This window comes from Streptomyces sp. CT34, assembly GCF_000805335.1.
Lineage (GTDB): Bacteria > Actinomycetota > Actinomycetes > Streptomycetales > Streptomycetaceae > Streptomyces.
The window spans coordinates 3,837,860-3,857,859 of record NZ_KN708638.1 but is presented as its reverse complement, the minus strand read 5'-3'; the positions used below and the strand labels follow the sequence as shown (position 1 = coordinate 3,857,859).

Sequence of the window (20,000 nt, the reverse complement as noted above, 5' to 3'; positions counted from 1 at the left end):
AGCGTCGTGTGTTTCTTGCCGGAGGTAGAGCACTGGATAGGCGATGGGCCCTACCGGGTTACTGACCTTAGCCAAACTCCGAATGCCGGTAAGTGAGAGCGCGGCAGTGAGACTGTGGGGGATAAGCTCCATGGTCGAGAGGGAAACAGCCCAGAGCATCGACTAAGGCCCCTAAGCGTGTGCTAAGTGGGAAAGGATGTGGAGTCGCAGAGACAACCAGGAGGTTGGCTTAGAAGCAGCCATCCTTGAAAGAGTGCGTAATAGCTCACTGGTCAAGTGATTCCGCGCCGACAATGTAGCGGGGCTCAAGCACACCGCCGAAGTCGTGTCATTGCAGCATGAGGGCTAACGCCTGTTGTGATGGGTAGGGGAGCGTCGTGTGCCGGGTGAAGCAGCCGTGGAAGCGAGTTGTGGACGGTTCACGAGTGAGAATGCAGGCATGAGTAGCGATACAAGAGTGGGAAACTCTTGCGCCGATTGACTAAGGGTTCCTGGGTCAAGCTGATCTGCCCAGGGTAAGTCGGGACCTAAGGCGAGGCCGACAGGCGTAGTCGATGGACAACCGGTTGATATTCCGGTACCCGCTTTGAAGCGCCCAGTACTGAATCAGGCGATGCTAAGTCCGTGAAGCCGCCCTGATCTCTTCGGAGTTGAGGGGAGTGGTGGAGCCGACGGACCAGACTTGTAGTAGGTAAGCGATGGGGTGACGCAGGAAGGTAGTCCAGCCCGGGCGGTGGTTGTCCCGGGGTAAGGGTGTAGGCCGTGTGGTAGGTAAATCCGTCACACGTTGAGGCTGAGACCTGATGCCGAGCCGATTGTGGTGAAGTGGATGATCCTATGCTGTCGAGAAAAGCCTCTAGTGAGTTTCATGGCGGCCCGTACCCTAAACCGACTCAGGTGGTCAGGTAGAGAATACCGAGGCGTTCGGGTGAACTATGGTTAAGGAACTCGGCAAAATGCCCCCGTAACTTCGGGAGAAGGGGGGCCATTTCTGGTGATGACATTTACTGTCTGAGCTGGGGGTGGCCGCAGAGACCAGCGAGAAGCGACTGTTTACTAAAAACACAGGTCCGTGCGAAGCCGTAAGGCGATGTATACGGACTGACGCCTGCCCGGTGCTGGAACGTTAAGGGGACCGGTTAGTCGACCTTCGGGTTGGCGAAGCTGAGAACTTAAGCGCCAGTAAACGGCGGTGGTAACTATAACCATCCTAAGGTAGCGAAATTCCTTGTCGGGTAAGTTCCGACCTGCACGAATGGCGTAACGACTTCTCGACTGTCTCAACCATAGGCCCGGTGAAATTGCATTACGAGTAAAGATGCTCGTTTCGCGCAGCAGGACGGAAAGACCCCGGGACCTTTACTATAGCTTGATATTGGTGTTCGGTTCGGCTTGTGTAGGATAGGTGGGAGACTGTGAAGCGCCAACGCCAGTTGGTGTGGAGTCGTTGTTGAAATACCACTCTGGTCGTGCTGGATGTCTAACCTGGGTCCGTGATCCGGATCAGGGACAGTGTCTGGTGGGTAGTTTAACTGGGGCGGTTGCCTCCTAAAGGGTAACGGAGGCGCCCAAAGGTTCCCTCAGCCTGGTTGGCAATCAGGTGTTGAGTGTAAGTGCACAAGGGAGCTTGACTGTGAGACTGACGGGTCGAGCAGGTACGAAAGTAGGGACTAGTGATCCGGCGGTGGCTTGTGGAAGCGCCGTCGCTCAACGGATAAAAGGTACCCCGGGGATAACAGGCTGATCTTCCCCAAGAGTCCATATCGACGGGATGGTTTGGCACCTCGATGTCGGCTCGTCGCATCCTGGGGCTGGAGTCGGTCCCAAGGGTTGGGCTGTTCGCCCATTAAAGCGGTACGCGAGCTGGGTTTAGAACGTCGTGAGACAGTTCGGTCCCTATCCGCTGTGCGCGTAGGAGTCTTGAGAAGGGCTGTCCCTAGTACGAGAGGACCGGGACGGACGAACCTCTGGTGTGCCAGTTGTTCTGCCAAGGGCATGGCTGGTTGGCTACGTTCGGAAAGGATAACCGCTGAAAGCATCTAAGCGGGAAGCCTGCTTCGAGATGAGGGCTCCCTCCCACTTGATGGGGTAAGGCTCCCAGTAGACGACTGGGTTGATAGGCCAGATATGGAAGACCGGTAACGGTTGGAGTTGACTGGTACTAATAGGCCGAGGGCTTGTCCTCAGTTGCTCGCGTCCACTGTGTAGGTTCTGAAGTAACGAACTCGCCATGCTGGTTGGAGTTTATCTTCATAGTGTTTCGGTGGTTATTGCGTTAGGGAAACGCCCGGTTACATTCCGAACCCGGAAGCTAAGCCTTTCAGCGCCGATGGTACTGCAGGGGGGACCCTGTGGGAGAGTAGGACGCCGCCGAACAATTTTTGTGGGAAGGCCCCGCACCGTATGGTGCGGGGCCTTTCTGCGTCTGTGGTTTGTGGTTTGTGAAAAGCCTCGTCGGGGACTTCGGTTCCCGGCGGGGCTTTTTTGCGTTGTTGCTGTGCAACTTCCGGTACGGCGGGGCGGATACGGGTGGGTACGCTCGACGGCATGCGCTATGGGCTGATCATTTTCGATAATGACGGTGTCCTTGTGGACAGCGAGCCGATCTCCAATCAGATCCTTGCCGCCTACCTGACGGAGCTGGGCCACCCGACCACGTACGAGGAGTCGTTGCGCGACTTCATGGGGGGCTCCGTGCAGCGTGTTCGTGAGGTGGTGCGGGAGAGGAGCGGCCGGCCGCTGCCGGAGGACTTCGAGGTCGGCTTTCATGCGCGGGTGTTCGAGGAATTCAGGCGGCGGCTGGTGGTGGTGCCGGGGGTTGAGACGGTGCTGGAGAAGCTCGCCGCGGATGGTGTGCCGTACTGCGTGGGGTCGTCCGGAAGCCATGAGCGGATTCGGGTGGCGTTGACGAAGACCGGGCTGCTGGACCGGCTCGGGGTGGGCCGGATCTTCTCGTCGCAGGATGTGGCGCGCGGGAAGCCGGCACCTGATCTGTTTCTGCACGCGGCACGGGAGATGGGCGTCGAGCCGGGCCGGTGTGCGGTGGTCGAGGACAGCCCGCTGGGGGTGCGGGCGGCGGTGGCCGCCGGGATGCATGTGTACGGGTTCGCCGCGAGGACGCCGGCGGAGGAGCTGGCGGGGGCCGGCGCGACCGCGCTGTTCACCGATATGGCGGAACTGCCCCAGTTGCTGCTGTAGGAATTAGGAATATCGACTCGTGGTCGACTCGTGAGGGATGTCGATTCGTGAGGAACCTCGCCGGATGTGTGGGTATTGACCCTTCGTATGTCAGTGGGAATTGGTCGGGTGATCCATCTACCCAGTGGTAGCCGGGAGTTCTAGGCTGACCGGCCATGACGGCCCCACGGGCACCAGGAGCGCGGCTGCGGCACGGCCGGGTCTCGCTTGCCATCGGTTTCTTCGTGCAGGGGGCGGTGTTCGCCCTGCTGGTGACCCGAATACCGGCGATCCAGGTGCGGTACGGGATCTCGGACGGGCTGCTGCCGGTCTTCCTGGCGGCGGTTCCGGTCCTCGCCGGGGCCGGCAGCGTGGGTACCGAGCATCTGGTCAAGCGGGTGCGGCCCGGTGTGGTGCTGCGGTGTGTGCAGCCGGTGGTGTGTCTGGCGCTGCTGGCCGTCGGCTCGGTGGGCTCGATGGCGCAAGTGGCCGTTGCGCTCGGGGTGTTCGGGCTGTCGGTGGGGGCGCTGGACGCGTCGATGAACATGCTCGGGGTGAGCCTCCAGCGGGCGTATGGACAGAGCATCATGCTCGGCTTCCACGCCGCGTACAGCCTGGGCGGGATCGTGGGCGCCTCGCTGGCGTGGGCGGGTGCGCACTGGAAGCTCTCGCTGGGGCTGCTGTACGGGCCGGTGGTCGGCCTCCTGATACCGCTGGCGCTGGTCGTGGGCCGGTGGTTCGTGGACGGGGACGAGCGGGACGCCACCGGGAGCGCGGAGGGGGCGAGGGGCGGGGCGCCGGTCGCCATGCGGCTGCTGCTGCCGCTGTGCCTGGTGATGGCGTTCGCGTACATCGGGGACTCGACGGTCTCCAACTGGAGCGCGAAGTATCTCCAGGACGTCCTGGGCAGTTCGGAGCAGCTGGCGACCGTGCCGTACAACGTCTACATGGTGACGACGCTGCTCGGGCGGGCCGTCGGTGACCTGGGGGTACGGCGCTTCGGGCCGGTCGCCGTGGTGCGGACCGGGACGGTGGTCGCGGCGGCCGGCTTCGCGGTGGTGGCGGCGGCGCCCGGGGCGTGGGTGGGGATGGCGGGGTTCACGCTGCTGGGGCTCGGGCTGTGTGTGATCGTGCCGCAGACGTTCGCGGCGGCGGGGCGGCGCGCCTTTGAGGAGCGCGGCCCGGGGGCTTCGGACACGACCATCGCGCGGCTGAACATCTTCAACTATGTGGGCTTTCTGATCGGCTCCCCGTTGGTGGGCGCGGTCGGTGACGCGTGGAGCTACCGCGGGGCGATGTTGGTGCCGATGGCGCTGGTCCTGGTGACGTTGGTCCATGCCCGCTCGTTCGGGTCAGCTCCGGCCCGATACGGTGACGACCATGAGCGGGCGCGCACAGCTGATGTGGGACGAGGCGGTAACGGGCTATGACTTCGGGCCGGGGCACCCGATGGACCCCGTCCGGCTCGCCCTGACCATGCGTCTGGTGGAGGCGTACGAACTCGACCGCGGGCCGCTGGAGGTGGTCGCGGCCAAGCCGGCCGGGGATTCCACGCTGCGGCTGGTGCACCGCGAGGACTACATCGAGGCGGTCCGCCGGGCCTCCGCCGACCCGGGTTCCGCGGATGGCGCGTACGGGCTGGGGACGCCGGACGACCCGGCGTTCGCGGGGATGCACGAGGCGTCGGCGCTGATCGCCGGGCAGTCGGTGGGTGCCGCCGAGGCCGTCTGGCACGGTGATGTGCTGCACGCGGTGAACTTCGCGGGCGGGCTGCACCACGCGATGCCCGGTGGCGCGTCCGGCTTCTGCATCTACAACGACGCGGCGCTGGCGGTCGCCCGGCTGCTGGAGCTGGGCGCCGAACGGGTGGCGTACGTGGATGTGGACGTGCACCACGGCGACGGCGTCCAGGCGGCGTTCTGGGAGGACCCGCGGGTGCTGACGATCTCGCTGCACGAGCATCCGCGGACGCTGTTCCCGCAGACCGGCTGGCCGGAGGAGACCGGCGGGGAGGGTGCGGAGGGCAGTGCGGTGAACGTGGCGCTGCCGGCCGGGACGGGCGACGCGGGCTGGCTGCGGGCCTTCCACTCGGTGGTGCCGGAGCTACTGGCGGCGTTCCGGCCGCAGGCCCTGGTGACCCAGCACGGTGCGGACACCCACTTCGAGGACCCGCTGGCGCATCTCGCGGTGAGTCTGGACGCGCAGCGCGCGGTGGCCGAGTCCTGCCATGCGCTGGCCCACGAGCATGCCGACGGCCGCTGGATCGCGCTCGGTGGCGGCGGCTACGAGGTCGTGGACGTGGTGCCGCGCAGCTGGACGCATCTGACGGCGATCGCGGCGGGCCGGCCGATCGACCCGACGTCGATGGTGCCGCCGGCCTGGCGGCACGAAGTGTTCCGCAGGACACGGCAGTTGGCGCCGCAGCGGATGACGGACGGGCGGACACCCTCCTGGCGGGACTTCGCCGAGGGCGGTTACGACCCGGCCGACCGGCTGGACCAGGCGGTGCTGGCCACCCGGCGGGCGGTGTTCCCGGCGCACGGGCTGCTGCCGTAGGGCGGCGCCGGGACGGGCGGCGGGCCTGCGCGGCGAGGTCCCGGTGCGGTCCGGCGCCGGTGCCCCCAGATGTGTGACTACCCGTCGGTTAGGGCATTGGCTCCCCGGTCAACGGGCCAGCATGGGGCCCGTGTTGGGCACCGGGGCGCTGCGGGCGCACCTGATCGAGGCGCGGCTCGCGGGGACGATCGCGACCATGCGGGAGAAGAGCCTGCGGCGCTATCGGCTCTTCTCGGCGCGCGATCCCCGGGTACTGCTGGGGCTCGATCCGGAAGGGGACTGGGCGTTCGGTGAAGTTCTGCGGCTGATGGGACAGGAGTGCGGGATTTCGGTCGATCCCGCGCACACTTCCGGCCCTGATGTGATCGATCCAGATCGCACGATCGCGGGCCTGGACCGTTTCGCGGACCGGGTCGGCGCGGCGGCCCGCCGCCGGATGCCGGTACTGCTCGGCACCGGGCATCCGCACCGGCTGCTGGAGTTCTACGCCACGCTTGCAGACGCGCTCTCGTCGGCGGGCTGCCCTGTCCTCACCCCTGCGTATGGCCACCGTGTCGACATAGCGACCCGGTTCGGCGTACGCACCCGGGTCCTCGATTACGTACGGGGAGTCGCGGTGATGCGCGAAACCGGCGTGCGGGGCGCGGCCGGTACGGGGGGCGTGCACACCCATTCCCCGCTCCCCGTACGGACCGCTCTCGATGCCGCGGCGGCGACCGCGGGACCGCTTCCGGCCCTGGTCATCGGCGACCATGGCTGGGTCTGCGGGGCAGGTCAGCTGGGTATCGAGGCGATCGGTCTGGCGGACACCGACGACCCCGCGCTGTTCGTCGGGCAGGCGGAGGGGCGGGTGTCGGCGGTGGTGCCGCTCGATGACGGGGTAGGGGCTGTTCACTATCGTCCGCTGACGGGGTATGTACTGAATAGGGCACGTCTGTCCCAGTAGGCGGCCGTTCGCTGCTCCTCTTCCCCACTCGCATCACCCGCCCCTAATCTGGGGAGTGAACGCATGGCGACGAAGAGTCACCGGAGGGGAAGCCGGTGCCCGTCTTATGCGGAAGGTGCAGGTGTGTGATGGCTGCGGACCAGAAGCCTCTGAACGAGGTTGTGTTTTTGACAGTGGCGGAAGTCGCCACCGTGATGCGAGTGTCGAAGATGACCGTGTACCGCTTGGTGCACAGCGGTCATCTGCCCGCGATCCGCGTGGGGCGGTCCTTCCGGGTGCCGGAGCAGGCGGTCCACGACTATCTCCGTGAGTCATTTGTGGGGGTGGAATCGGCCTGACGGGCCGTTGGCGACCCTCGGATTACGCCGTACGCCCGGCGCCGGGTAGGCTGGCCCGATGTAGGTAGTGTGGGCTCGGACGCCCCGCACCGAGTGATTCGAAGTGAGCGAGGGTAGTCGTGGGCTCTGTTATCAAGAAGCGGCGCAAGCGGATGGCCAAGAAGAAGCACCGCAAGCTGCTCAAGCGCACCCGTGTTCAGCGTCGTAACAAGAAGTAAGCGACGCTGATCGCGATTTCGCGGCCCCTTATCGCCTCCGGGCGATAAGGGGCCGCGGCGCTTGTGTGGGCCGTATGGACGGTGGTCGTACGCAAATGTCGTTACGACCATCGTGCGGTCATCAATGCGCAACACCGACCGGCTAGCGTGAGCCGCACAGCTCGGCTCGGCTGGCAGCCGCTGTGGGGAAGGAGGGCTGATCTTGGGCAACGTCGTGCTCGTCACGGGAGCCGCCCGGCAGCTGGGGGGCCGGTTCGTCCGAAGGATCCAGCGCGATCCCGACGTCGACCGGGTGATCGGGGTCGACGCCGTGCCACCGGAGCACCATCTGGGCGGTGCCGAATTCCTCAAGGCCGACATCCGGCACCCGGCGATCGCCAGGGTCCTGGCGGAGACCGGCGTCGACACCGTCGTCCACATGGACATCAACGGCACGCCCCTGGGCAGCCGCGGCAGCCGGGCCTCCGTCAAGGAGACCAACGTCATCGGGACCATGCAGCTGCTCGGCGCCTGCCAGAAGTCCCCGAACGTCCAGCGCGTGGTCATCAAGTCCAGTACCAGCGTCTACGGCTCCGCGCCCCGCGACCCGGCCGTCTTCACCGAGAACACCCCGCCCAAGTCGCTGCCCAGCGGCGGCTTCGCCAAGGACACCGTCGAAGTCGAGGGGTACGTACGCGGCTTCGCCCGGCGCCGGCCCGACGTGGCGGTGTGCGTGCTGCGCTTCGCCAACATCCTCGGCCGGTGCGCGGATTCCCCGCTCGCCGAGTACTTCTCGCTGCCGGTGCTGCCGACCGTCCTCGGCTACGACCCCCGGCTCCAGTTCGTCCACGAGGACGACGCGATCGAGGTGCTGCGGATCGCCGCCGCCGCGCCGCGCCGGGGCACGCTCAACAGCGGCACCTTCAACATCGCCGGCGACGGCGTCCTGCTCCTCTCGCAGACCTCCCGGCGGCTGGGGCGGCCCACGCTGCCGCTGTTCCTGCCGACGGTGACCTGGGCCGGCACGGCGCTGCGGTCCATCGGCATCACGGACTTCTCCCCGGAACAGATCCGGATGCTCACGCACGGACGGGTCGTCGAGACCACGCAGATGCGCGAGACACTGGGGTTCCACCCGCAGTACACGACGGCGGAGACCTTCGCGGAATTCGCCCGCAGCCGCGGACCCGGGCTGCTGCCGCCCGAGTCCCTCGCCCGCACCGTCGACCGGCTCGCCGGCGTGCTGTCCGCACGCGGCGGCCCGACCCAGTGAGGAGTTCACCCACGATGGCGGACGCCAAGGTCATTCCCTTCGGCGAGGAACCCCGGGCGCGCCGGAAGGCCAGGCGGGCCGGGCGCGGTACGGCGCTGGCGCCCGTACCGGAAGCGCGCACCGATCCGGAGCCGGCGGCACCCCCGCCGCCGAGCACCGGCCGCACCCTGGACGAACGGATCGCGGGCGGGCTGAACTTCCTGCGCCGGCGGATCACCGGCGACTACGAGGTCGACGACTTCGGCTACGACAAGGAACTGACCGACCAGGTCCTGATGTCGCTGCTGCGGCCGTTCTACGAGAAGTACTTCCGGGTCGAGGTGAAGGGCCTGGAGAACATCCCGTCCGAGGGCGGCGCGCTGGTCGTCGCCAACCACTCCGGGACGCTGCCGCTGGACGGCCTGATGCTCCAGGTCGCGGTGCACGACAACCACCCGGCCAAGCGCCATCTGCGGCTGCTGGCGGCCGACTTGGTGTTCGTCCTGCCGGTGATAAACGAGCTGGCGCGCAAGGCCGGGCACACCCTCGCCTGCGCCGAGGACGCCCAGCGGCTGCTGGAGCGCGGCGAGATCGTCGGGGTGATGCCGGAGGGCTTCAAGGGCATCGGCAAGCCCTTCGCGGACCGCTACAAGCTCCAGCGCTTCGGGCGGGGCGGTTTCGTCTCGACGGCGCTGAAGGCGGGGGTGCCGATCGTGCCGTGCTCGATCGTGGGCGCGGAGGAGATCTACCCGATGATCGGGAACGCCAAGACGCTGGCGCGGGTGCTGGGGCTGCCGTATTTCCCCGTCACGCCGACGTTCCCGTGGCTGGGGCCGCTGGGGGCGGTGCCGCTGCCGACGAAGTGGACCATCCAGTTCGGCGAGCCCATCTCGACGGACGGCTTTCCGCCGGAGGCCGCGGACGACCCGATGCTGATGTTCAACCTGACCGACCAGGTCCGGGAGACGATCCAGCACACGCTCTACAAGCTGCTGGTGCAGCGGCGCTCGGTGTTCTTCTGAGGGAAGGACCGGAAGAACACCGAGCGCGCGGCAGCTGCCGTACGGATGCCGTACGGGCCGTACGGAGCGCTACTTGGGCGACTCCTCGCCGTCGATGCCCAGACCGGGAAGGAGCCCTGGCAGCAGCGGCGGGATGGTGACGTCGGGCCGACCGATGGCGGGCTTGCCATGGCTGCCGTCGTGCGGGGACGGACTGCCGACCTTGCCGGACGGGTTGAGCAGACCGCCCGCACTGCCGCCGAGCAGGCCCTCGTGCTCCTGGGAGGGCGATGCCGACGGGCGGGGCGGATGCGAGCCGCTGCCCTGGGCCTCGGTGGCGGAGTCGCCGTTCTGCGCCGACCGGCGGCTGTCCCCGCCGGCCGCGGTGCCCCCGCCGGTGGACGTGCCGCGGTGGTGGCTGTGGCTGTCCGGGCCCGTCGGCAGCAGCGGCCCGACCTCGTCGTCTATGGCGTCGAAGACCGAACTGACCTGGTCGCGCACGTCCATGAGCTGCACCGGGAGCTTGGCGCGCAGCTGCGACCAGGTGTCGCGGTGCGACCTGGCGAAGGAGTTCAGCGCCTGGATGGGGCCGAGCGAGCCGTTGCGCTCGTACGCGGCGTGCAGCAGGCGGTGGCCTTCGCCCGCGTCGTGCCGGACGCCGGAGAGGGCCTTGCGGACCTCGCCGAGCGCTTCGTGGTCGAGGCTGGCCACCCGGCCGCGCTCCATCAGGCGACGGGCCTCCAGCATGCGCGTGGACGCCTGGTCGAGATAGAGCCGGCCGCGGTCGGAGTCGTCGTCGGCCAGGGTGAGCCGGAGGTCCTCCATGCCGCGCTTGAGGCCGTAGAGCGAGTCGCCGGGGAGGGCGTCGGTGCTGGCCGCGGCGACGCCGCTGAAGGCCCCGGCGGCCACGCCGACCGTCAGTCCACCCGCTGCCAGCCCCTTGGACAGGCGGGAGCGCGGGCGCAGCCGGCCGATTGCCTTGCCGGCGCGGTGCGCGCCTCCCGCTTCGCGTTGCTCGGGCACCCTGGCGTCGCCGGACGTGGCGCCTTCGGCGAAGGCGGCCTCCATCGCTGCGATGAGCTGGGCGCGCTGGACAGTCTTGACCTCGGCGGCCATTTCCGGCCTCGGGAGCTCCCCGAGACCGTCGGCGACCGCCAACAGCCGTGCTTCTCCCGGCGCCTGCGCCGGATTGTCGACCTGGTCCTCGGTCGCCGCGCCCTTGAGCTCCTGCTCCTCCAGGGCCTGGGCGAAGGCGTTGGCCCGCCGGTGCACGGAGACATTCGCGATCACGGGCGGCACCTCCTCTCGTCATCCCGCTCGGCTCCCCGGACTGGCTTGGACTATCCAGACGGGCCGGATGGTTGCACGCCGTTGTCCGTAGCCCACTCGATCGAGTGAGGGGCAGCGGACATGGCGTGACCGCTTGGAGCCTGCATTCCGCACAACGAGCGGCTCGGCACTCGGGTTACGCACTCACGATGATCTGACCGACCGGGCATGGCCGGTCACCAACGGTGAGCGGACGAGGGGGTGTTGGGGGTGGCGGAGGGGTGCTGGGCGTCAGCGGGCGTCTTCGGGGAGGAGCCGCGCCAGGGTGCGGACGGCCCGGTACTGGAGGGTCTTGATCGCGCCCTCGTTCTTGCCCATGACGCGGGCGGTCTCGGCGACCGAGAGGCCCTGCAGGAAGCGAAGGGTGACGCATTCCTGCTGCTGGGGGTTGAGCTTGCGTACCGCCTCCAACAGGGCGGCGTTGGAGAGGGATTCGAGGACCGAGTCCTCGGGGCTGCGCTCGACCTCGTTGGCGTCGAGCATCTCTCCGGTGGTGACTTCCAGGCGGAAGCGGGAGGACTTGAAGTGGTCGGCGACGAGGTTGCGGGCGATGGTCACCAGCCAGGCGCCGAAGTCACGGCCCTGCCAGGTGAAGGTGCCGATGCGGCGCAGCGCGCGCAGGAAGGTCTCGCTGGTGAGGTCCTCGGCCGTGGCGCGGCCCCCGACCCGGTAGTAGATGTAGCGGTAGACCGTGTCGGCGTACTGGTCGTAGAGGCGGCCGAAGGCGTCGGCCTCGCCGGCCTGGGCGCGTTCGACGAGGTCCATCATGCGACGGCTGTCGCTGTCGGCGGGGCGCCGCGCGGTGGCCGTGCCGGTGCCGGCGCGGCGGGTTCTGCCGGCGGTAGCGGCCTTGCCGACCGCAGCGCTCCCGTCGGCCAGGGCGTAGCAGGGGCCGGCGGGGACGGCTGAGGCGAATGCGGGGACGGCGTACGCGGTGGGGACAAAACTGCGCAGGTGGTCGACGAGCGTCGTACGCAGCGTAGCCAGGCCCGAGGCGTCAACCCCGACGTGTGGGTACACGGGACTCCCAGAGGCAGAGCTTCCATCACGTGCAGTGCGGGACCGTTCACTCGTCGTAGGGACGTGTGGGTTCCGGATTGCGTCTGAGGAGAATAACGCTTCGTACAGGCAGCGCTACACCCAGTTGCTCAAATCATCGATTACTTACGTTCCGTGTCCGGTTGGTGGCGGATCAAGTATCGAATATTGAGCAACTATTGATCGGAAGGGAGCGCAATCTGCCTGGTTGGAAGGCGTGTTGTGGCTAACCGGCAGGAAAGGGACTGACGGGGCGGCGGTGGGGGTAGGGAGTGCGGATGGCTCGCCGCGTCGCCCGGTGATCAGTGCTGGTCAGCGGCGGCGGCGCTGGAGCGCGACCGCTGCCGCCGCGCCGCCCGCGACGGCACCCACACCGGCGGCTGCCGGGATGCCGATCCTGACGGCCTTGCGCCCCGTTCGGTAGTCGCGCAGCCGCCATCCGTGCTCCCGGGCGTGCTTGCGCAGCCGGGTGTCGGGGTTGATCGCGTAGGGGTGACCGACCAGCGACAGCATCGGGATGTCGTTGGCGGAGTCGCTGTAGGCGGCACAGTGGGACAGCTCCAGGCCCTCGGCGGCGGCCAGTGCGCGGACCGCCTCGGCCTTGGCCGGGCCGTGCAGCGGCTCGCCCACCAACTTGCCCGTGTAGACGCCGCCGACGGATTCGGCGACGGTGCCGAGGGCGCCGGTCAGGCCCAGCCGGCGGGCGATGATCGTCGCGGTCTCCACGGGGGCCGCGGTGACCAGCCAGACCTTCTGGCCGGCGTCGAGGTGGGCCTGGGCGAGCGCCCGGGTGCCGGGCCAGACGCGCTCGGCCATGTACTCGTCGTAGATCTCCTCGCCGATGGACATCAGCTCGGCGACGCGGTGGCCCTGGACGATGGACAGGGCGCTGTTGCGAACGTCCGCCATGTGCTCGGAGTTCTCGCCGGCCAGCCGGAAGTAGATCTGCTGCCAGGCGAAGCGTGCCAGGTCGCGCTTGTGGAAGAAGTGCCGCTTGTACAGGCCGCGGCCGAAGTGGAAGAGCGCGGCGCCCTGCATGACGGTGTTGTCGAGGTCGAAGAAGGCGGCTGCCATCTCGTCCCCGGCCACCGGGAACTCGGGCTCGGCCGGTGCCTCCTCCGCTGGCGCCTCCTGGGAGGACTTCCGGGCGGCCTCGGCAGCGGCCTCGCCGGCCAGCACGCTGCGTGCGGTGGCGGGACGTCTGCGGCGGGTGAACCATCCCGCTGAGAAGTACGCTCCGGCGGGACTGTTGGCGGGGCGGTGGGCGGGCGACGGGCGGGCCATGCGGCTAGCGTAGCCAGTTTGTTCGGTGCAGCCGGTTACGGGCGCGTGTCAGGTGGCCCCGGGCTCGCTGACGGATGCGTTACGGCCATCCCACGGGGCCGTTCGCCGTGGGCCGTACGCGGCTCGTAGGGGGTTTTGCGGGGGTGTGGGGCGCTCAGGCGCCGAGCGCGGTGCGCAGCCGCTTGGCGTCCACCCGCCAGAAGTCGTGCTGGGCGCCGTCGACGAGGACGACCGGAATCTGCTCCCAGTATTTGTGGTGCAGCTCGGGGTCCACGGTGATGTCCTTCTTCTCCCAGGACGCGCCGGTCTCCGCGCAGACCTTCTCGATCACCGCCTGGGCGTCGTCGCAAAGATGGCAGCCCGGCTTTCCGATGAGGGTGACCATCCGGTCGGCGGGGTTCTTGCGGGGGGCGCGGCCGAGCGGGCCGAACAGGGGAGCCATGGGGCCATTGTGCCGGTTCGCGGCGGCGCTGCCGGGACACCCGGTCGATTACCATCGATGGGCGATTTGTAGGTTTCCGCGGGTATGGCGGTGAGGAGTGAGGGCGTGTGCTCCCGTCGGTGCTGCCGCGGATTGCCGGTGGCGCGAGTGAACGGTGTGGCGTGGGAGTTGGTTCCGCGAATGCCCGTAAAAGCCGCGTGACCCCTATCACTTTGGCCGGACAAAGCGGACACTATCTTTGTGCACGCGTTCACAAAGACATAGCCTGCAGAAGACGGGGCGGTCGGGTTTCCCACGGCCGCCTACAGCCCCGCTCTACCCGCAGGAGCACCGTGGCAACTGGCCGAACTCACCGACCGGCGACCCGAAGCCGAGGCATCCCCGAGGCCACCGTCGCCCGGCTACCGCTGTATCTGCGCGCCCTGACCGCGCTCTCCGAGCGCTCGGTCCCCACGGTCTCGTCCGAGGAGCTCGCGTCCGCGGCGGGGGTCAATTCCGCGAAGCTGCGCAAGGACTTCTCCTACCTCGGCTCCTACGGGACCCGCGGCGTCGGCTACGACGTGGAGTACCTCGTCTACCAGATCTCGCGGGAGCTCGGCCTGACCCAGGACTGGCCCGTCGTCATCGTCGGTATCGGTAACCTCGGCGCCGCGCTCGCCAACTACGGCGGATTCGCCTCCCGCGGCTTCCGGGTCGCCGCGCTGATCGACGCCGACCCGGCCATGGCCGGCAAGCCGGTCGCGGGTATCGCGGTCCAGCACACCGACGAGCTGGAGCACATCATCGAGGACAACGGCGTCTCGATCGGCGTCATCGCCACGCCGGCGGGCGCCGCCCAGCAGGTCTGCGACCGGCTGGTCGCCGCCGGGGTCACCTCGATCCTCAACTTCGCGCCGACCGTGCTGTCCGTCCCGGACGGGGTGGACGTCCGCAAGGTCGACCTGTCGATAGAGCTGCAGATCCTCGCCTTCCACGAGCAGCGCAAGGCGGGCGAGGAGACCGGCCACGAGACCGTGACGCCGGCCCCGGTGGCCGACGCCGGCGCCGTCGCGGCCGACCGCAAGGGACCTGACGGGGACGTCCCCGCCGTGATGCCGGCATGAACGAGCGCACCACCGGACGGCGCACCCCGCGCACCTGCCGTGCCCCGCGGAGTGAGGTGCGAGCATGAGCCTTCTCGTCGTCGGGCTGAGCCATCGCAGCGCACCGGTGAGCGTGCTGGAGCGGGCGGCGCTCGCCCCTGAGGCGCGCGGCAAGCTGCTCCAGGACGCGGTGTCGGCCGAGCCGGCCACCGAGTCCGCGGTGCTCTCCACCTGCAACCGCATCGAGCTCTACGCCGACGTGGACAAGTTCCACGCCGGTGTCGCCGAGCTGTCCACCCTCCTGGCCCGCCACAGCGGCGTCGGCCTGGAGGAGCTGACCCCCTATCTCTACGTCCACTACGAGGACCGCGCCGTCCACCACCTCTTCTCGGTGGCCTGCGGCCTGGACTCGATGGTGGTCGGCGAGGGCCAGATCCTCGGCCAGATCAAGGACGCGCTGGCCGTCGCCCAGGAGCAGCACACCGCCGGGCGGCTGCTCAACGACCTCTTCCAGCAGGCCCTGCGGGTCGGCAAGCGCGCACACAGCGAGACCGGGATCGACAAGGCCGGCCAGTCGCTGGTCACCTTCGGTCTGGAGCAGCTCGCCGGCGGCGCCGATGTCGCGCAGTGGGCGCGCGGCCGGCGGGCGCTGGTGATCGGCGCCGGCTCGATGTCCTCGCTGGCCGCCACCACCCTCGTACGGAACGGCATCGCCGAGCTGGCCGTGGCCAACCGCACGGTGGCGCGCGCCGAGCGGCTGGTGCAGATCCTCACCGAGCCGGGCGGGCCGGGCGCCGGCAGTGGGCTGACCGCCCGTGCGGCGGCGATGTCCTGTGTCGACCACGAGCTCGCGGTCGCCGACATCGTGATCTCCTGCACCGGGGCGGCCGGGCTGCTGCTGACCGGCGCCCAGGTCGAAGCCGCGGTCCGCGGACGCGACAGCGATGTGTACCTGCTCGACCTGGCCATGCCACGCGACATCGACGCCGCGGCGCACCGGATCGAGGGCGTGCACCTCGTCGACATCGAGACGCTGGCCGACGCGTCCGCCACCGGGCCCGACCAGCCGACTCCGTCGGCGGGACCCATGGCGGCCGACGTGGACACGGTGCGCGGCATCGTCGCCGACGAGGTCGCCGCCTTCGGCGCCGCGCAGCGCGCCGCGCACATCACCCCCACCGTGGTCGCCCTGCGCACCATGGCGGCGGACGTCGTCAGCAGCGAGATCGCCCGGCTCGACGGCCGCCTTCCCGACCTGGACGACAAGCAGCGCGCGGAGATCACCCAGACCGTCCGCCGGGTCGTCGACAAGCTCCTGCACGCGCCCACCGTGCGGGTCAAGCAGCTCGCCAGCGAGCCCGGCGGCGCCGGATACGCGGACGCGCTGCGCGAACTCTTCGACCTCGACCCGCAGACGGTCGCCGCCGTCAGCAGGGCCGACACGCGGGCCGACCGGCACGATGCAGCACGGGAGCGGGCATGACTGACAGCACGATGACGGCCCTGAGGCTGGGGACGCGGCGGAGCAAGCTCGCCATGGCCCAGTCCGGTCAGGTCGCCGAGACGGTGCGCGAGCTGACGGGCCGTCCCGTCGAGCTCGTGGAGATCACCACCTACGGTGACACCTCCCGTGAGCACCTCGCGCAGATCGGCGGCACCGGCGTCTTCGTCTCCGCGCTGCGCGACGCGCTGCTCGCCGGCGAGATCGACTTCGCGGTCCACTCGCTCAAGGACCTGCCGACCGCGCAGCCCGAGAACCTGGTCCTGGCGGCCATACCCGTACGCGAGGACCCCCGGGACGCGCTGATCGCCCGGGACGGGCTCCGGTTCGAGGAACTCCCGGACGGCGCGCGCGTGGGGACCGGGTCCCCCAGGAGGATGTCGCAGCTCAACGCCTGGGCCAGGGTGCTGGGCAAGCGCATCGAGACCGTCCCGATACGCGGGAACATCGACACCCGGATCGGCTTCGTCGAGAAGGGGGAGCTGGACGCGGTCGTACTGGCCGCCGCCGGACTCACCCGCATCGGCCGGATCGACGAGGCGACGCAGCTGCTGTCGCCCGACATGGTTTTGCCCGCCCCCGGCCAGGGGGCACTGGCGATCGAGTGCGCCGCCGACCGTGCGGACCTCATCGCCACGCTCGCCGAGCTCGACGACCCGGTCACCCGGGCCGCCGTGACCGCCGAGCGTTCCCTGCTCGCCGCCCTGGAGGCCGGCTGTTCCGCTCCCGTGGCGGCGCTGGCCGACCTTTCCCCAAGCTCTCGGCTGTGTTCGAGCGGCCGAGGCCCCAAGGCTGACGAGCAGGCTGTCACCGAAATGCACCTGCGCGGTGTCGTCGGCACGACCGACGGCAGCGCGGCGGTGCAGCTGTCCACCACCGGGCACGTACCTGCCTCTCTTGACGACGAATCGGTCCCGCTCACCATGGGCCGGGAACTCGCCGCCGAGATGCTCGCAAAGGGTGCGGCCGGTCTTATGGGGGAGCGAGCACTTTGAACCCCACCGCCCCAAACCACTCCGCCTCCGGTCAGGTCACCTTCCTGGGTGCCGGGCCGGGAGACCCGGGACTGCTGACGCTGCGTGCGGTGGAGGCGCTGGCCTCCGCGGACGTACTCATCGCCGACCCGCAGGTCCTGGACGTCGTGCGCGTGCACGCACGCGCACAGGTGGACACACCACTCCAGGCGTCAGCTGACGAGGCGTCAACCCCCGCCGACATCCCCACCCTTAGGGACACCGCCAATCTTGTCATGGCGGCTGCCCGCGCGGGCAAGCGGGTCGTGCGAGCGGTGACCGGGGACCCCGGGCTCGACGGCTATGTCGCCGAGGAGATGCTGGCGTGCGCCGCCGAGGGGATCGTCTTCGAGGTGGTGCCCGGCGTGGCCGCCGCGGTCGGCGTGCCCGCGTACGCCGGAGTGCCGCTGCGCGACGCCCAGGGCACCGACGTGCGCTTCGTCGACGCCCGCAGCGCCGACGACCGCTGCTGGGCCGAGCTGGGCACCAGCGACGCCACCGCGGTGGTCTCCACCACCCTCGACTCGGTGGCCGCCGCCGCCGGTGAGCTGGTGGCCGCCGGACGCAAGCCGGACACCCCGCTGACCGTCACGGTCGCCGGCACCACCACCCGGCAGCGCACCTGGACGGCGACCCTCGGGTCCGTCGCCCAGGTGCTGAAGGCCGCCAAGGTGCTGCCGTCGCCGGACGGCGGGCAGCCGGTCATAGCCGTGGTCGGTGAGCGCAGCGCGGCAGCGCAGCGGGACCGGCTCTCGTGGTTCGAGAACAAGCCGCTGTTCGGCTGGCGGGTGCTCGTACCGCGGACCAAGGAGCAGGCCGCGTCGCTCTCCGACCAGCTCGTCTCGTACGGCGCGGTGCCGCACGAGGTCCCGACCATCGCCGTCGAACCGCCGCGCACCCCGCAGCAGATGGAGCGCGCGGTCAAGGGCCTGGTGACCGGCCGCTACGAATGGATCGCCTTCACCTCGGTCAACGCCGTCAAGGCCGTCCGGGAGAAGTTCGAGGAGTACGGGCTGGACGCCCGCGCGTTCGCCGGGATCAAGGTCGCCGCGGTCGGCGAGCAGACCGCCAGGGCGCTGGTCGCCTTCGGTGTGAAGCCGGACCTGGTGCCCAGCGGCGAGCAGTCCGCGGCCGGGCTGCTGGAGGACTGGCCGCCCTACGACCCGGTCTTCGACCCGATCGACCGCGTCTTCCTGCCGCGTGCCGACATCGCCACCGAGACGCTGGTGGCCGGCCTGATCGAGCTGGGCTGGGAGGTCGACGACGTCACCGCCTACCGGACCGTGCGCGCCTCGCCGCCGCCGGCCGAGACCCGCGAGGCGATCAAGGGCGGCGGCTTCGACGCGGTCCTGTTCACCTCGTCGTCGACCGTGCGGAACCTCGTCGGCATCGCCGGCAAGCCGCACAACGTGACCGTGATCGCCTGTATCGGCCCGGCCACCGCCAAGACCGCCGAGGAGCACGGGCTGCGCGTCGACGTGATGTCGCCCGAGCCGTCGGTGCACAAACTGGCCGAAGCGCTCGCGGACTTCGGCGCCGCGCGCCGCGACGCCGCGATCGAGGCCGGCGACCCGGTCACCCGCCCCAGCGAGCGGCGGCCCGGCTCGCGCCGGCGGGCCCGCAGCTGACCGGCGGTCCGTACACCTCCGTACGGCTCTGAAGGGCGCCCCTCTCCGGGGCGCCCTTCTGCCTGTCCGCCGTAGCCCGACCCCCGACGATCCCGCTGCCCGGCCGGCCGACGCGACGTCGGCAAAGGCGGGTGCGGGGCGGGCGTAGCGTGGGTGGCATGACGAAGTACGGAAGCTTCCCGGGCGCGCGACCGCGACGGTTGCGCACCACTCCCGCCATGCGGCGGATGGTCGCCGAGTACCGCCTGCATCCGGCCGACCTCATCCTGCCGGCGTTCGTACGGGAGGGCATCGCCGAGCCGGTGCCCCTCGCCGCGATGCCGGGCGTCGTCCAGCACACCCGCGACACCCTGCGCAAGGCCGCCGCCGAGGCGGTCGAGGCCGGGGTCGCCGGCATCATGCTGTTCGGCGTGCCGGAGGACGCGAAGAAGGACGCGGCCGGTACGGCGGGCACGGACCCGGACGGCATCCTCCAGCTGGCCATCCGGGACGTGCGGGCGGAGGTCGGCGACGACCTCGTCGTCATGTCGGACCTGTGCCTGGACGAGTACACCGATCACGGGCACTGCGGGGTGCTGGACGCCGCGGGCCGGGTCGACAACGACGCGACCCTGGACCGGTACGCCGAGATGGCCCAGGTCCAGGCCGACGCGGGCGTCCATGTCGTGGGCCCCAGCGGCATGATGGACGGTCAGGTCGGCGTCGTCCGGGACGCGCTGGACCAGACCGGCCATGAGGACGTCTCGATCCTCGCCTACACCGCGAAGTACTCCTCGGCGTTCTACGGTCCGTTCCGCGAGGCGGTGGGCTCGTCGCTGAAGGGCGACCGCAAGACCTACCAGCAGGACCCGGCCAACCTCCGCGAGTCGCTGCGTGAATTGGCGCTCGACCTGGAGGAGGGCGCCGACATGGTGATGGTCAAGCCGGCGCTGCCCTACCTGGACGTGCTGGCGAAGATCGCGGACGCGGTGGACGTGCCGGTCGCGGCGTACCAGATCTCCGGTGAGTACGCGATGGTCGAGGCCGCCGCCGAGAAGGGCTGGATCGACCGCGACAAGGCGATCCTGGAGACCCTGACCGGCATCAAGCGGGCCGGCGCCGACATGATCCTCACGTACTGGGCGACAGAGGTCGCGCGGCAGCTGCGCTGACCGAGGGCTTCGGCTCCGCGACCGCGCCCGCCGGCTCCGCGGGGAGACGTCAGGCGCAGGCGCGG

General features: G+C 69.4%; 17 protein-coding genes and 2 rRNA genes (1 of these 19 cut by a window edge). 15 read left to right on the top strand and 4 right to left on the bottom strand.

The window, feature by feature from the left end; all coding sequences use genetic code 11:
- From RZ84_RS16855 to RZ84_RS16815, 10 genes are all read left to right on the top strand, one after another.
- A 23S ribosomal RNA gene (locus RZ84_RS16855) occupies positions 1-2,185 on the top strand (it extends 937 nt beyond the left edge of the window).
- 74 nt (positions 2,186-2,259) lie between these two features.
- Positions 2,260-2,376 (top strand): 5S ribosomal RNA (gene rrf, locus RZ84_RS16850).
- Between the two features lie 171 nt (positions 2,377-2,547).
- Positions 2,548-3,198, top strand: a complete 651-nt coding sequence (locus tag RZ84_RS16845; protein WP_043270090.1) for an HAD family hydrolase — start codon at positions 2,548-2,550, stop codon at positions 3,196-3,198.
- Between the two features lie 155 nt (positions 3,199-3,353).
- The gene (locus RZ84_RS16840; RefSeq protein ID WP_043265007.1) at positions 3,354-4,607 is read left to right on the top strand and encodes an MFS transporter; all 1,254 of its coding nucleotides are present in this window, start codon (positions 3,354-3,356) and stop codon (positions 4,605-4,607) included.
- Positions 4,558-5,733: an acetoin utilization protein AcuC gene (locus tag RZ84_RS16835; RefSeq protein WP_043265006.1), complete on the top strand. Its 1,176-nt coding sequence runs from the start codon at positions 4,558-4,560 to the stop codon at positions 5,731-5,733. The genes RZ84_RS16840 and RZ84_RS16835 overlap by 50 nt, the downstream gene beginning before the upstream one ends.
- Before the next feature lie 130 nt (positions 5,734-5,863).
- Entirely contained in the window at positions 5,864-6,679 is an 816-nt protein-coding gene (locus RZ84_RS16830) for a phosphatase (RefSeq protein WP_043270088.1), read from the top strand.
- 128 nt (positions 6,680-6,807) lie between these two features.
- Entirely contained in the window at positions 6,808-7,017 is a 210-nt protein-coding gene (locus tag RZ84_RS16825; protein ID WP_033271009.1) for a helix-turn-helix domain-containing protein, read from the top strand.
- A 119-nt stretch (positions 7,018-7,136) separates the two neighbouring features.
- Positions 7,137-7,235 (top strand): 30S ribosomal protein bS22, encoded by a 99-nt coding sequence (locus tag RZ84_RS36690; protein ID WP_003948845.1) that lies wholly within the window; start codon positions 7,137-7,139, stop codon positions 7,233-7,235.
- Between the two features lie 202 nt (positions 7,236-7,437).
- Entirely contained in the window at positions 7,438-8,487 is a 1,050-nt protein-coding gene (locus RZ84_RS16820; RefSeq protein WP_043265004.1) for an NAD-dependent epimerase/dehydratase family protein, read from the top strand.
- Between the two features lie 14 nt (positions 8,488-8,501).
- Positions 8,502-9,488 carry a lysophospholipid acyltransferase family protein gene (locus RZ84_RS16815; protein WP_043265003.1) on the top strand — a complete coding sequence of 329 codons (987 nt, stop codon included), beginning with the start codon at positions 8,502-8,504 and terminating at the stop codon, positions 9,486-9,488.
- 69 nt (positions 9,489-9,557) lie between these two features.
- Here RZ84_RS16815 and RZ84_RS16810 read toward each other — a convergent pair whose 3' ends face one another.
- From RZ84_RS16810 to RZ84_RS16795, 4 genes are all read right to left on the bottom strand, one after another.
- Entirely contained in the window at positions 9,558-10,757 is a 1,200-nt protein-coding gene (locus RZ84_RS16810) for a DUF5667 domain-containing protein (protein ID WP_043265002.1), read from the bottom strand.
- A 270-nt stretch (positions 10,758-11,027) separates the two neighbouring features.
- Entirely contained in the window at positions 11,028-11,816 is a 789-nt protein-coding gene (locus tag RZ84_RS16805; RefSeq protein WP_043265001.1) for an ECF subfamily RNA polymerase sigma factor, BldN family, read from the bottom strand.
- A 330-nt stretch (positions 11,817-12,146) separates the two neighbouring features.
- Positions 12,147-13,118, bottom strand: coding sequence for an HAD family hydrolase (locus tag RZ84_RS16800; RefSeq protein WP_052229973.1), 972 nt, complete (start codon positions 13,116-13,118; stop codon positions 12,147-12,149).
- A gap of 154 nt (positions 13,119-13,272) precedes the next feature.
- On the bottom strand, positions 13,273-13,560 hold the full coding sequence (locus RZ84_RS16795) for a glutaredoxin family protein (protein ID WP_043265000.1): 288 nt from the start codon (positions 13,558-13,560) through the stop codon (positions 13,273-13,275).
- A 332-nt stretch (positions 13,561-13,892) separates the two neighbouring features.
- Here RZ84_RS16795 and RZ84_RS16790 point away from each other — a divergent pair, with 332 nt between their 5' ends.
- From RZ84_RS16790 to hemB, 5 genes are all read left to right on the top strand, one after another.
- Complete coding sequence (locus RZ84_RS16790; RefSeq protein WP_043264999.1) at positions 13,893-14,663, top strand: redox-sensing transcriptional repressor Rex; 771 nt, start codon at positions 13,893-13,895, stop codon at positions 14,661-14,663.
- Positions 14,664-14,727: 64 nt separating this feature from the next.
- Positions 14,728-16,125: a glutamyl-tRNA reductase gene (locus RZ84_RS16785; protein WP_043264998.1), complete on the top strand. Its 1,398-nt coding sequence runs from the start codon at positions 14,728-14,730 to the stop codon at positions 16,123-16,125.
- A complete protein-coding gene (gene hemC, locus RZ84_RS16780) occupies positions 16,122-17,138 on the top strand; it encodes a hydroxymethylbilane synthase (RefSeq protein ID WP_043264997.1) in 1,017 nt (338 codons plus the stop codon). Before RZ84_RS16785 ends, hemC begins: the two co-directional genes overlap by 4 nt.
- Positions 17,135-18,784 carry a bifunctional uroporphyrinogen-III C-methyltransferase/uroporphyrinogen-III synthase gene (locus tag RZ84_RS16775; RefSeq protein WP_043264996.1) on the top strand — a complete coding sequence of 550 codons (1,650 nt, stop codon included), beginning with the start codon at positions 17,135-17,137 and terminating at the stop codon, positions 18,782-18,784. The genes hemC and RZ84_RS16775 overlap by 4 nt, the downstream gene beginning before the upstream one ends.
- Before the next feature lie 158 nt (positions 18,785-18,942).
- Positions 18,943-19,935, top strand: a complete 993-nt coding sequence (gene hemB, locus RZ84_RS16770; protein ID WP_078893841.1) for a porphobilinogen synthase — start codon at positions 18,943-18,945, stop codon at positions 19,933-19,935.
- Positions 19,936-20,000 lie beyond the last annotated feature (65 nt).